This window comes from Delftia sp. DLF01, from assembly GCF_014852125.1.
GTDB classification, from domain to species: Bacteria; Pseudomonadota; Gammaproteobacteria; order Burkholderiales; family Burkholderiaceae_C; genus Comamonas; species Comamonas acidovorans.
This window is the reverse complement of sequence record NZ_JACVAZ010000002.1, coordinates 619384-632522: the sequence shown is the minus strand read 5'-3', so window position 1 is coordinate 632522 and position 13139 is coordinate 619384. Positions and strand designations below refer to the sequence as shown.

At 69.0% G+C, this 13139-nt stretch carries 10 protein-coding genes; 3 read left to right on the top strand and 7 right to left on the bottom strand.

Features of this window, described 5'->3' with window-relative positions; genetic code table 11:
- Window positions 1-2: 2 nt before the first annotated feature.
- The 4 genes from IB269_RS11325 to IB269_RS11310 all read right to left on the bottom strand — a co-directional run bounded on the left by IB269_RS11325 (window position 3) and on the right by IB269_RS11310 (window position 6013).
- Window positions 3-263, bottom strand: coding sequence for a PP0621 family protein (locus IB269_RS11325; RefSeq protein WP_012203435.1), 261 nt, complete (start codon window positions 261-263; stop codon window positions 3-5).
- Window positions 260-1075: an inner membrane protein YpjD gene (locus IB269_RS11320; RefSeq protein ID WP_012203436.1), complete on the bottom strand. Its 816-nt coding sequence runs from the start codon at window positions 1073-1075 to the stop codon at window positions 260-262. Before IB269_RS11320 ends, IB269_RS11325 begins: the two co-directional genes overlap by 4 nt.
- Window positions 1076-1158: 83 nt before the next feature.
- Complete coding sequence (locus tag IB269_RS11315) at window positions 1159-2085, bottom strand: diguanylate cyclase domain-containing protein (protein WP_192367192.1); 927 nt, start codon at window positions 2083-2085, stop codon at window positions 1159-1161.
- Entirely contained in the window at window positions 2078-6013 is a 3936-nt protein-coding gene (locus IB269_RS11310) for a response regulator (protein WP_192367191.1), read from the bottom strand. Before IB269_RS11310 ends, IB269_RS11315 begins: the two co-directional genes overlap by 8 nt.
- 257 nt (window positions 6014-6270) lie before the next feature.
- On the opposite strand from IB269_RS11310, the gene ffh reads away from it, so the two are divergent.
- The 3 genes from ffh (at window position 6271) to IB269_RS11295 (ending at window position 8811) form a co-directional block, all read left to right on the top strand.
- Entirely contained in the window at window positions 6271-7665 is a 1395-nt protein-coding gene (gene ffh / locus IB269_RS11305; protein ID WP_012203439.1) for a signal recognition particle protein, read from the top strand.
- A 106-nt stretch (window positions 7666-7771) separates the two neighbouring features.
- Entirely contained in the window at window positions 7772-8326 is a 555-nt protein-coding gene (locus IB269_RS11300; RefSeq protein ID WP_013804083.1) for a C40 family peptidase, read from the top strand.
- Between the two features lie 80 nt (window positions 8327-8406).
- Window positions 8407-8811: a helix-turn-helix domain-containing protein gene (locus tag IB269_RS11295; protein WP_192367190.1), complete on the top strand. Its 405-nt coding sequence runs from the start codon at window positions 8407-8409 to the stop codon at window positions 8809-8811.
- 39 nt (window positions 8812-8850) lie between these two features.
- Here the strand turns inward: IB269_RS11295 and IB269_RS11290 are convergent, their stop codons facing one another.
- From IB269_RS11290 to IB269_RS11280, 3 genes are read right to left on the bottom strand one after another with little or no spacing between them, the layout of a single operon-like run.
- Window positions 8851-9525: a DUF1266 domain-containing protein gene (locus tag IB269_RS11290; protein ID WP_034390537.1), complete on the bottom strand. Its 675-nt coding sequence runs from the start codon at window positions 9523-9525 to the stop codon at window positions 8851-8853.
- A complete protein-coding gene (locus IB269_RS11285; protein ID WP_192367530.1) occupies window positions 9522-10769 on the bottom strand; it encodes a hypothetical protein in 1248 nt (415 codons plus the stop codon). The genes IB269_RS11290 and IB269_RS11285 overlap by 4 nt, the downstream gene beginning before the upstream one ends.
- A complete protein-coding gene (locus IB269_RS11280) occupies window positions 10766-13054 on the bottom strand; it encodes a tetratricopeptide repeat protein (protein ID WP_192367189.1) in 2289 nt (762 codons plus the stop codon). Before IB269_RS11280 ends, IB269_RS11285 begins: the two co-directional genes overlap by 4 nt.
- Window positions 13055-13139 lie beyond the last annotated feature (85 nt).

Below are 13139 nucleotides of genomic sequence, written 5' to 3'. Positions count from 1 at the left end.
GCTCAGCGCCGTTGCGCCAGGGTGCGGTGCTCTGCGCTGCAGTAGCTGCGGCCGGCCGCCTCGATGGCCTCGCTGCGCGGCAGGTGCAGGCCGCAGTGCGCGCACTCGACCATGTCCTGTGGAGCCGCCAGCGGCGCATTGGCCGGGTTGGCCGGGTTGCGCGGCGCAGCGGCCTGGCGCCGCTCGCGGGCCTCGGCACGGCGCTGGCTGCGCCAGACGCCGACGGCAATGATGATGACGATCAGGACCAGCAGGTACTTCATGTGGTGCGCTCCAGCAGCACTTCCATGACGAAGCGCGATCCCGCATAGGCCAGCAGCAGCAGCAGGGCGCCTGCATAGAGCATGCGCACGGCGCTGCGGCCACGCCAGCCAAAGCGCGCACGGCCGATCAGCAGCACGGCAAAGGTCAGCCACGACAGCAGCGAGAACACAGACTTGTGGTTCCAGACCCAGGCCTTGCCGTAGAGCTGCTCGCCGAACAGCCAGCCTGCGGCCAGCGTGGCCGTGAGCAGCACAAAGCCTGCGGACACGAAGCGGAAGGTCAGGCGCTCCAGAGTGAGAAGCGGCAGGCCGCTGTCATGGCCACCGCCGCCCAGCCGCATGTGCTGCTCGGCGCGTGTCATCAGCGAGGCGTGGACCACGGCGGCCGCGAACAGTCCGTAGGAGGCAATGCCCAGTGCCAGGTGCAGCGGCAGCCAGGGCGAGGCGTTGACATGCAGGGGCGTTCCCGGAAACAGCGCGGCCATGAGCACGGCGGCCGTGCCCAGCGCGGACAGCGCCAGCTGCGCGCGCATCTTGGGGAACAGCTGCTGCTCGACGCCATAGACGGTGAGCACCAGCCAGGCCGTCATGGACAGGGCCGGTGCAAAGCCGAAATGAGGCTGCTCCCCGAGCAGGCCCCAGGCCAGGGCCAGGGCGTGGAGCACCCAGGCCAGGCGCAGGGCAATGCGGGCGCCGGCCTGGCTGATGCGTCGGGCGCCGGCGGCTGGCACGGCATAGGCCACGGCTGCGGCAAGCGCCAGCATCCAGCCCAGGGGCGATACGTTGGCGGAAATCAGGGGGACGGAGAGCATCTTTCAATGATAGCTGTGGCTTTCCCGCCGCCGGTTGTGCAGGCTCAGAATCCGGGTGCCATGCCGTGGTTCGGGGCGCATTTTCAGGGCTCCACGGCTGCCTCGATGCGATTGCGCCCCTGGGCCTTTGCCTGGTAGAGCAGGCCGTCCGCCTTCTGCAGCCAGGTTTCCAAAGGCGCGGCAGACGGCTGCCGCACGGTGAGTACGCCGCAGCTGACGGTGAGCTGCGGCGCCGTGGGAGAGGCGGCGTGGGCGATGGACAGGCGCAGCACTTCCTGGCGGAAATGCTCGGCCATGGCCGGGGCGTCGCTTTCGCCGGGGAGGATGAGCGCGAATTCCTCGCCGCCAAAGCGCGCGGCCAGGTCGTAGGGCCGGCGCGCATGGCGCTGCAGCGTGACAGCCACGGCCTTGAGCGCCTCGTCCCCCTGCACATGGCCATAGCAGTCGTTGTATTGCTTGAAGTGGTCTATATCAATGAGAGCCAGGCCCACGGGCTCGCCCGTGCGCAGGCTGCGGCGGTAGGCGCGCTCCAGCACGTCGTCGAAGTGGCGCCGGTTGGCCAGGCCGGTCAGCCCGTCCACCATGGCCAGGCGCTCCAGGGCCTGGCGCTGCAGGGCCAGCCGGATCTGGTTGCGCACGCGCACCTCGACCACGGCGGGGCGTATGGGCTTGGAGACATAGTCGGCCGCACCCAGGCGCAGGCCGTATTCCTCGGCCTCGGCATTGCTCTGTCCGGTGATGAAGATGACGGCGATATGGGCGGTGCGCTCCTGCGCGCGCAGCGCACCCAGTACCTCGTAGCCGTTCATGCCGGGCATGGCCAGGTCCAGAAGGATCAGCTGCAGGCGGTGGGCTTCGCGGTGGGCGACCACCAGGGCGCCAGGGCCATCCTTGGCCAGCAGCACTCGGTAGTGGGGGCTCAGCAGCTCGGCCAGCATGCTGCGGTTCAGCCGCTCGTCGTCCACGATGAGGACCGTGGGCAGCTCCGACCCGGTCAGGGCGTCAAGCATCTGCAGCTCCCTGTAGGGCCATCCGGTTCGCGGCCATGCTCCGCGCCAGCTGATCGAGCGCCTGCAGCGCCGCCTCGGTTTCCAGGGACTCGGTGCAGCGCTGGATGCGCTGCAGCACGGACGCATGGCGCCCGCTGACCAGGGGCCGCAGCCGTTCCAGTTCGGCCACGGCGGCATAGTCGCTGTCGGCAATCTGCAGCCGCAGCCGAGCCAGCGTGGATGAGACTTCCTCTGCGGTCATCGGCTGCCGCTGCCGCTGCCGCTGCGGCGGCTGCTGCTGCTGCGAGGGCGCAGCGCTGGACACCGTGGCCAGGGGGGGCAAGGCCGCATGCCTGGACCGCACGGCGATTTCCGCCAGCAGGCCCTGCAGTCCATCGGCCAGCGCCTGGACCAGGGATGGCAGATCACCGCTGGGCCGGGCATTCCCGCCATTGCCGTCGCCTGACAGGCAGGCATGCGCGCCGGTCTCGGCCATGGCCGACCATTGCTCCAGCAGGTTCGCGCCCAGGTAGCCCAGGCTGCCCTTGAAGGTATGCGCCAACGACGCCACGGTTGCCCAGTTGCCGCTGCGCGCGGCGCGGCGCAGCTGTTGCGGCGCATCGGCAAAGTCCTGGGCAAAGCCTTCGATCGCATGCAGCATGCGCGGCGATTGGCTGGCAAGGCATTGCCGCAGCTGCACAGGATCCCAGGCCGGGGCAGGGGTTGGGGGCGTGGGCCGGGAGGGCGGGGCCGGCGCAGGCGCTGCCGTTGGCGGGGGGGCTGCGCGCAGGCAGCGCTGCAGCGTCTCGTACAGCAGCACATCGTCAACGGGTTTGGTCAGATGGGCATTCATGCCTGCGGCCTCGATCAGGGCGCGCTCCTCGACATAGGCCTGTGCAGTCAGCGCGATCACCGGAAGATGCCGCAGCGCGCTGCGCGTGCGCAGGGCGCGCGTGGCACTGAGGCCGTCCATGCCGGGCATGTGCACGTCCATGAGCACGGCATCGAAAGGCTGGCTGTCGAGCAGCTGCAGCGCCTGCAGACCGTCTTGCGCAGTCTGTACCGATATGCCGGCCTGCTCCAGCAGCTCGGTGGCCACCTCGCGGTTGAGCACGTTGTCATCCACCACCAGCACCCTGCGCCCAGGCAGGCCCGGGTAGCGCTGCTGTGGCGACGGGCCGGCCGCCGGGTCTTCAGGCTGGGTCGATTCGGGGTCCTGCAGCGCCTCCCGGATGGAGGACCGCAATGCCGATGCGGTCAGGGGCTTGATCAGCAGGCCCCGCAGGCCCCGCAGGCCCAGTAGGCCAAACTGCGCGGCACGCAGCTGCACTTCGTCGCGCCCGAAGGCCGTGACCATGAGCGCAGCCGGGGTCTTGACCAGGTCCTGTCGCTCGCGCATGCGGCGTGCCAGCTCCAGTCCGTCCATGCCGGGCATGCGCCAGTCCAGCAGGGCCAGGCCATAGGGAGATTCCTGGCGTGCGGCCTCTTGAAGCATGCGCAGCGCCTGCATGCCGTCCGCCGCCGTATCGCAGCGCATGCCCAGTTTGCGCACCATGGCGGCCAGCGCCTCGCGCGCGCTGGCGTTGTCATCGACGATGAGAACGCCGGTGCTGCCCAGGTTGTCGTGGCCGTCCGGCAACGCATCCGTGGCAAGCCGGACCTTGGCCGTGAAGCGGAAGTCGCTGCCCTGGCCGGGCTGGCTGCACACGCCGATCTTGCCGCCCATGAGCTGCACCAGCCTGTGGCAGATGGCCAGGCCCAGGCCGGTGCCGCCGTGGCGGCGCGTGGTCTGGATGTCGGCCTGGGTGAAGGGCTGGAACAGCCGCTCGGCCCGCGATGCATCCAGGCCTATGCCGGTGTCGCGCACGCTCACGCACAGGTGGTGCAGGGGTGCTGCCGTGGTGTCCGCATCGGCATCGGCAGGCGCGTCCACCGGCGGCGGCTCCAGATGCAGGGAGATCACCACCTCGCCATGCTCGGTGAACTTGATGGCGTTGCCGACCAGGTTGGTCAGCACCTGGCCCAGGCGCATTGGGTCGCCGCGCAAACGGGGCGGCAGCTGCGGGTCCAGCGCATAGACCACTTCCAAGCCCTTTTCCTCTGCGCGCAGCGCCGTGGAGGCCGTCACGGTCTCCAGCACATCGTCAAGGGCGAAGTCCACTTCCTCCAGCGCCAGCATGCCCGCCTCTATCTTGGAGAAATCGAGGATGTCGTTGATCACGGCCAGCAGGGCGCTGGCCGAGCGCTCCACCTTCTCCAGGTAGCCGCGCTGGCGCGATGTCAGCGCGGTCTGCTGCACCAGGCGCGTCATGCCGATGACGGTATTCATGGGTGTGCGGATTTCGTGGCTCATGATGGCCAGGAAATCCGATTTGGCGCGTTCGGCCGCTTCGGCGGCTTCCTTGGCCTGATGCAGCGCCTGCTCGGCCTCGCGCTCGCGGGTGATGTCCAGCATGATGCCGTCCCAGACCATGCCCTCCTGACAGCGCCGGGGGGCCGAGCGGCAGCGCAGCCAGCGGATCTCTCCGTCGGGCCTGATCACGCGAAAGCGGCAATCGAAGACCCGCAGCGTATCGATCGAGCGTTGCATCATCCCCTGGTAGAGCGGCAGGTCCTCGGGATGGATGGCATTCAGGTAGACCTGCCGATCGGCCATGATGGCGTGGGCCGGCACGCCGATCAGGTTCTCTATGCCGGCGCTGATGTAGCTGAGCCGCAGTTGCGTCAAGCCGCCTTCCAGGCGGTAGATGGCGCCGCTGGGCAGGTTGTCGGCCAGGGCTTCGAGGCGCATGCGTGCGTCCTCGCGTTCGGACAGGTCCTGCAGCGTGCCGCTGAGCGCGACGATGCGGCCTTGCTCGTCGCGCAGGGCCCGGCCCATGAGGCGGGCAGCGAACTGCCGGCCGTCCGGGCAGCGCTGGACCACATCGATGCTGTAGGACTGGCCGGTGCTGATGCACAGATCCACGGCAGCGGTGAGCCGTGCAAGATCCTGCGGCCCGAGCATGGCGCGCAGGGCATGGCGCTTCAGTGGCGGACCCTGGGGGTCCAGGCCGTTCATCACATACATCATCTCCGAGGCCTGAAAGTGCCCGGTGTCCAGCTCCCATGTCCAGCTGCCCAGGCGCGCCAGCTGTTCGGCCTGGCGCAGCACGTCGTAGCTTTTTTGCAGCTGGGACTCGGTCTGGCGCATGAGGGTGATGTCGCGCGCAATGCCCAGCACGCCCACGGTCCGGCCCTCGGCATCGCGATAGGGAATCTTGGTGGACTGGAAGATGCGGCGCTGCCCGTCGACCAGCAGATGATCGTCCATCACCACGGGCGCATCGCTGTCCAGCACCCGGCGGTCGCTGTCGGTGAAGCTGCTGTCGGAGAAAAGCTCCTGGTCGGTCTTGCCCACGATGTCTTCGGGCGCGCGCCCGGCAAAGCGCGCCGTGGCGGGGTTGGCGAAGGTGTAGCGGCCCTGCCGGTCCTTGGCGAAGACCAGGTCGGGCGTCTCGCGCATCACGGTCTCCAGCAGGCGCGTCGAGTCCTGCCACGGCCAGGTGCGGTTTTGCAGGTGCGGCTCAAGCTGCGCATTGGGCTGGCCGATCGGCTCGTCCTGGCCGGTGCGCTCGCTGAGGTCGTGCCAGGTAGTGAAGAAAAGCCGCCTGCCCGACAGTGACAGGCAATGGACATGGATCTCGGCGGGCAAGCTGGTGCCATCGCGGCGGATCAATCGGCCTCGCAGAAGGGCCTGGCTGTCCACGACCATGTCCCGCCAGAAGTCACGCGGCCGTCCATCCAGGTCCAGCCATAGGTCCATGATGCCCAGCCCCAGCATGGCGGCCTTGTGATGGCCCAGGCTGGCGCAGGCCTGGGCATTGGCATCGAGCAGGCCGCCCTGCTCGTCAAACAGAAGAAACCCGTCGGGCACACGGTCCAGGAACTGGCGATACGGCGTATCAGGCATGAAGACTCCCAGGCGGTAGCAAGCCAGCATTGCGGAATGTGATAGCCATAAACTATGGAAACATTGCGCATGTTACTGCTGGCCGATGCCTGCCGTGGGGCACGGAAGGCCGGTACTTACCCCGGCAGGGGCAGCGGGTAGAATCATCGGGATCTGCAGGGTCCGTGCCGCGACCCGGCCCCACTTGGCCACCTGGCCCCGGCTGGCTCGCTGCAGCACACCTTTTCCTTTCCGACGACTCCAGTTCCTCCCCGCTTATGGCCTCCGCTCTGACCGACAAACTTTCGCGACTCGTCAAGGAGATGCGCGGCCAGGCCCGCATCACCGAATCCAACGTGCAGGACATGCTGCGCGAAGTGCGCATGGCCCTGCTCGAGGCCGACGTGGCTCTGCCCGTGGTGCGCGACTTCGTTGCGCGCGTCAAGGAAAAGGCGCTGGGCCAGGAGGTGCTGGGCTCGCTGCAGCCGGGCCAGCTGCTGGTGTCCATCGTCAACAAGGAACTCGCCGCCACCATGGGCGAGGGCGTGGCCGACATCAACCTCAACGCCCAGCCGCCGGCCGTCATCCTGATGGCCGGCCTGCAGGGCGCCGGCAAGACCACGACCACGGCCAAGCTGGCCAAGCACCTGATCGAGCGGCGCAAGAAGAAGGTGCTCACCGTGTCGGGCGACGTGTACCGCCCCGCCGCCATCGAGCAGCTCAAGACCGTGACCGCCCAGGCCGGTGCCGAGTGGTTCCCCTCCACGCCCGACCAGAAACCCCACGACATCGCCGTGGCCGCGCTGGATTACGCCAAGCGCCACTTCTTTGACGTGCTGCTGGTCGATACGGCCGGCCGCCTGGCCATCGACGAGCTGCTGATGGCCGAGATCAAGGATCTGCACGCCACGCTCAAGCCGGTCGAGACCCTGTTCGTCGTCGATGCCATGCAGGGCCAGGATGCGATCAACACGGCCAAGGCCTTCAAGGAAGCGCTGCCCCTGACCGGCATCGTGCTGACCAAGCTCGACGGCGACTCGCGCGGTGGCGCGGCGCTGTCGGTGCGGCAGATCACGGGCGCCCCCATCAAGTTCGCCGGCGTGTCCGAAAAGATCGACGGCCTGGAGGTGTTCGACGCCGACCGCCACGCGCAGCGCGTGCTGGGCATGGGCGACATCGTGGCCCTGGTCGAGCAGGTCACCAAGGGCGTGGACATGGAGGCCGCGCAGAAGCTGGCCGAGAAGGTCAAGAGCGGTGACGGCTTCGACCTCAACGACTTCCTGGCCCAGATCCAGCAGATGAAGCAGATGGGCGGCCTGTCCAACCTCATGGACAAGCTGCCGGCCCAGCTCACGGCCAAGGCCGGCCAGGTGGACATGGACAAGGCCGAGCGCGAGATCCGCCGCAAGGAAGGCATCATCTGCTCCATGACCGCCAAGGAGCGCAAGAAGCCCGAGATCATCAAGGCCACGCGCAAGAAGCGCATTGCCGACGGCGCGGGCGTGCAGGTTCAGGAAGTCAACCGCCTGCTCAAGGAGTTCGAGCAGATGCAGGAGATGATGAAGAAGATGAAGGGCGGCGGCCTCATGAAGATGATGAAGCGCATGGGCGGCATGAAGGCCATGAAGGGAATGATGGGCGGTGGCGGCGGCATGCCCAAGCTCCCGTTCTGATGGGCACCGCCTGAGCCGCCGGGCCGCGCGCTCTTTCCCGCCAAGCCGCAGCGCAGCCTGCGGCTTTTCTTTTGGCCGCGAGGGCTTTGTGAGAACATGCAGCGCCATGAAGGCTGGTGTTTCGACTTCCCTTGCGGTGTCTCCGGTGACCGGCGCGCGGCTCTCGCGCCGTGACTGGGGTCTGCTGGCGGCCGCCGTGCTGCTGGCTGGCTGCTCTTCCGCTCCGCGCAAGGGCGCGGGCCCGGCGCCGGTGCCTTCGCCGCAGGCGCTCAATCTGGACGGCGAATTGCGCGAGGCGCTGCTGGCGCGCACCATGCTTGTGGTCAACACGCCCTATACCTATGGCGGCAATTCGCCCGAAGGCGGTTTCGACTGCAGCGGCCTGATTCAGTGGGCCGTGGGCGGCATCACCGAAAACCGCCTGCCGCGCACCACGGCGCAGTGGGCGCAGTTCAGCAATCCCGTGGGCAGCCGCAGCCTGCAGCGCGGCGACTTCGTGTTCTTCAATACCCTGGGCGCGCGCTATTCGCACATGGGCATCTTTGTGGGCAACGGCCAGTTCGTGCATGCACCGTCCAGCGGCGGCACGGTGCAGCGCGTGCGCATGGACAACATCTATTTCGCCAAGCGCTTCACCGAGGCGCGCAGCATCTTCGCCTGAACGCTGGCCGGGCGACGGGTTTGAGCCGGGTCTTCAATCGATGAGTCAATCAAGATTCCAGGGAAATCCAGGGTGTCGGAATGCGTAACAAGCTCGAATTCGCACTGCGCCTGCGCCAGGCCATCGAGGCTGCGGGACTGGAGCCCCGGCCCAGCGTGCTTCTGAAGCTGTTCAATTCCAGTTACTGGGGGCCGCCGATCTCGTTCCAGGCGGTCTCGCGCTGGCTCAATGGTGAGTCCGTTCCCGAGCAGGACAAGCTGGTGCTGCTGGCGGGTTTGCTCGAAGTCGAGCCCGATGTGTTGCGCTATGGCGAGTCGGCCCACCGGTCCCCGCCGTCCCTGCCGTCGCCGCTCGAATGCCAGGAGCCGGGCGTGGGCTATCTCGAACGCGAAACCTTCGATGCCTTTCTGAAGCTGCCCGCGCCTCAGCGCCAGGTGGTGCGGGAGGTGATCCTCACCTTCGCCAAGGTGCATGGCGAAGGCTGAGCACCGGGCAGGGCAGGCAGCGCACCCACCTGGCGTCAGTCACCGGACGGCCTGCTGCTGCCAGGGCATGGCATGCCAGGGGTGGCGCGGATCGGCCACCCACTGCTGCACTTGCTCGGGCGTCACGCTGCGCCCCAGCACGTCGGCGCGGCCACGGGCCAGCCACTGGCTGCGGCCGCGTGCGTAGGCCTGGCCGAAGGCCTGCCAGCTGTCAAAGCAGTCCCGCGCGCGGCATGCGTTCAGGTGCAGGATCTGCTGGTGCAGGGCCTCGTCCACCCAGCCCAGCAGCCAGGCACAGCGCACATGGAAGGCCACGCGCGCGCAGGCAAAGGCCATGGCGGCATGGGGATCGTCACCGGCCTGCAGGCGCTGCAGGTCCAGCGTGAACCAGCGCTGGCGCAGGCCGTCGGGCAACTGGCGTGCGATCTGGGCATCGTCCAGGTCGGTGCGCAGGCCCAGGTGGTGCAGCACCATGGGGCGCAGCTGGGTGGTCAGGGCGGAGTCGGCGCCGTTGAGCTGCCGGTCCGCAAAGCCGCCCTGGATGGCGTGAAAGGCCATGGGATGGGCCAGGGCCAGGGCCCAGTCCAGTGCCGCGTCACCGCTGCGGTAGCTGCTGAAGTCGCCGCGTTGGCGCGACGCACGCATGCGCCGCAGGCCGGCGCGCACTGCCCACCAGAGCAGTGCAGACAGCACAACAAGGGTGAAGGCGTTCATCGCGGATTTCCTGTTCTGCCCGGCGTTCCCGGTGTTCCCGGTGTTGCCGGCGATCCCGCTCGGCGGCGCGCCAGCTCCAGCGACTGCTGCAGGGCCGCGCTGCGCGGCATGCGCTCGAAGGCGGGCACGGGCACGGTGTCGCGGCGTGCCGCGACCAGCCATTGCATCAGGGGCGACCGGATGTCCAGCTGCTCCAGCAGCGCCGGGTGGGACTGCAGCAGCCACAGCTGCTCGGCCTCGGTGTGCAGCTCGCTGGCCGCGCACCAGGCAGCCGCGCTGCCCGTGGCCAGCAGCTGTGCCGGTCGGCGCACGATGCCCATGGCCAGGGCGTCCGCCGGCGCCTCGCCATCGGTATCGAGGTGATTGAGCAGGGCCAGCACATCGGCCAGGTAGCGCGCAATCGGCGGGCGGTTCTGCTTGCCCTTGATCTGGTCGATGCGCAGCCGCCCGTCTTCCCGCACCTGGGCGCTGACGGTGATGCGCGGCTGGGCCGTGCCCGTGCGGTAGCTGAACAGCCGCAGCCGGCCCTGCTCGCAGGCTTCGGCGTAGTGCTCGCCATAGCCGCCGCGCAGTGCGCCGCGCTCGCTGAACTGGCCCAGGCAGTGGCGCATCATCTGGCTTTCATAGGCCATTTCGGCGCGCAGGTCCGGGCTTTGGGCATCGAATTCGACGAAGACACCCAGCTGGCCACGCAGCAGCGGGCGCACGGCGCCGGGCCGGTGCTCGGCCCAGCCGCTGTCGCTTCTCCGGGCGAAGGCCAGGTGCTCCAGCGTCCAGCGCGCCAGCGCCTGCGGGCAGTTGATGCGCTGCAGCTTGCCCTCCAGCGCGGTGCCGCGCCGGGTGGACAGGAACTCCAGCAGCCGGCTCTCCAGCGCCAGCAGGGGTGCGCTGTCGGGCTCCACCCACCACAGCGGCGCGCTGCCGTCGGCCGCAGGCCTGTCCGGTGACAGCGGCTGGCGGGACGCATGTTCGCGCAGGCGCTCCAGCGCCCAGGCGGCAGGCTCGGCGCGCCGGTGCAGGCGCATCAGCTCGGCCTGCGTGGACACGGGCTGCACGGCAGGCGGATCGGCGTCGAGGTTGCCGATCACATGGCGGTAGAAGTGATTGGCCAGCCAGGCGGCGATCTCCTCGCTGTCGCCGCGTGCAGCGCTGCGCTCGCGGATGCGCTGCTTGATGGCTGGCGCATTGACCACGTCGCGCGGCCGATAGGCACTGGCGGCGTTGGCACCGGCGCCCGGGTTCACCACAGCTTCCACCAGGGCTTGCTGTCCGAGCGCAGCTTGAGGCAGCGCTTGAGGCCGTCCTTTGCCATCCTGTGCTCGGCCTCGCCGTCGTCGGGCGTGAGCTTGGCGATGGCCTCGCGGTGCAGGGCCACGGCCTGGTCGATGGGGCCGCAGCTTTCCATGGCGCAGGCCAGGCGGCGCAGCGTGTAGCACTCGCCCAGGGCGCGCACTTCGGGCAGCAGGGCGTCCAGGCGCGGGCGCACCAGTTCGCCATGGTTTTCGGAGAAGAAGTCGAGCAGGGACATCAGCGAGGCCAGGTAGTCGCGCCGCTGTTCGCGCTGGTCGTCCTCGTCCAGTTCCTCGAACCACTGGTCCAGGCGCTCCAGCCAGATGCCGATTTCGCCTGCGCGGCCCAGCTGGTAGAGCGCCAGCGCCGCGCTGGGGAAGTAGTCCGTGGGGCAGTGGCGGCTGTAGCCGTAGTCCTGGGTGAAGTGCCACAGCTGCTCGGCCGCCGTGACGATGCCGGGGCGGTCGTCACGGCGGATGGCGCACCACAGCAGGCCGTCGTGGTGTTCGGCAAAGGGGCTGCTGGACAGGCCCTTGTGGTGCAGGGCCGCCGCCTCGTCATAGCGCTGCTGCGAGCGGTACTTGATGGCCAGGTTGTTGCAGAGCATGGAGTAGACGTGCAGGTGTGCGTCCTTGTACCGGCCCTGGCCGGTGGCCCAGAAGGCTTCGAAGCGGGCCAGGCCCTCTTCGTAGTAACGCTGCACCAGCGGCTCGCGCACCTCGTCGCCCGGCACCTGCCGGCCTTCGCCCATGAGGGAGGCCAGGTCGTCCTCGTCGTCCAGGGTCACGCCCGCCGCATAGCACCAGTGGGCGCCATGGCCCTGCGCAAAGGGGCGCTGCAGCGCCTGCGCGGCGGGCAGCACGGCGAAGCGCGCGGCCCAGAGCATGGGCAGCAGCTCGGAGTTGGCGTGCCGGGGCTGGTCGGTCACGCCGCGCTCCAGCAGAGGCAGGGCCTGCTCCCATTGGCGGTCCTTGGCCAGGCGCCAGCCGTCGATCAGGTCCAGCAGAGGGTGGCCGGGCGCCTGGGTGCGCGCCAGGGCCAGGTAGTCGTCGGCGCTGCGCGGAGCAGCCGGGCTGTCTTCCAGGATCTCCTGCATGTCGGAATCCAGTCCCGCCCAGGCCAGGATCAGCGCCCAGGCCGGTGCATGGGCGGTGTCGCTGTCCACTCTGCGCAAGGCCAGTTCATAGCCCTGACGGGCCGATCCGGGGCGGCTGTGCAGCACGCTTTCCAGCGCCAGGTCCGCCGCATCGGCCAGGCGGCCCGCCTCTTCCAGCCACTGCAGCACCAGGCCGCTGAAGGCATCGTCGGAGTCATCCACCAGGCCGAAGCGGCCCAGCGCGGCCAGCTGCAGCGCGGCCTCGGGCTGGCCCATGGCATGGCAGGCCATGGCCTGCAGCCGGGCCGCATGGACCTTGCGGTGCGTGCGTACCGCCTGCGATGCGGCGGGGCTTTCGGTGCGGGCCAGGTGCTGCTCTGCCGCCATGAGCACGGCCGGAACGCTTTGCGGGGCCAGCGGCAGGACCTCGCGTGCAAGGTGCAGCCAGTCGTCGAAGTCCACGTTCTGCTCTGCATCGGCCTGGGTCAGCAGCGCCGTGGCAGCCTGCACCTGGCGCACGGTGGCGGGCACATCGCCGCGCAGACGGGCCAGCTCGGCCTTGCGCAGGCAGGCACGCGCGTCGCGGCGCGCGGGGGAGGCCTCGCCATCCGGGTCGCTGCGTTCGTGGCTGCGCTGCAGGTCCACGCCTTGCTCGGCCAGCTCCCAGGCCTGGGCTTCGCGGGCCAGGTAGTGCCAGCCGTTCCAGTAGCGGTAGGGCTCGCCGGTATGCGGCAGCCGGCCCATGAGATCGGCAGCGGGCGCGAGCAGGGCCACGCCGCCTTCACGGTCAAAGCGCAGCCGGCTCTGGATGTCGCTGAGCGCCAGGCTGGCCGTGGCCAGCAGGTGGTTGTCGCCCTGCAAGGGCTGCAGCGTGGCAGCGCGGTGTTCGCGCAGCAGTGCGTTGGCGGTCTCGGGCCGTTCCAGGTCCAGCCAGAGATCGTGCAGGCGCTCCAGCTCGCCCACCGTGGCCGGGGCGAAACGCTGCTGGGAGAGCAGCTCCATGACGGCCGCCTGGCGTTCGGCCGGGGCGATGGGGCTGGCATCATCCTCCTGCTGCAGCAGGTCGTGCGCCTGGTCCATGAAGGCATGCAGGGCTTCGCCCTCAAGGACGGCCTGGGCGGTGGCGGGCTGGGAGGTGTTCATGGAATCGATAGCAAGCAAGCGAAGCTGGAAAAGCCATGCAGGCCGACGGACCTCAGGGCGGCGACCCCGCGATGCTAGCGGGCCA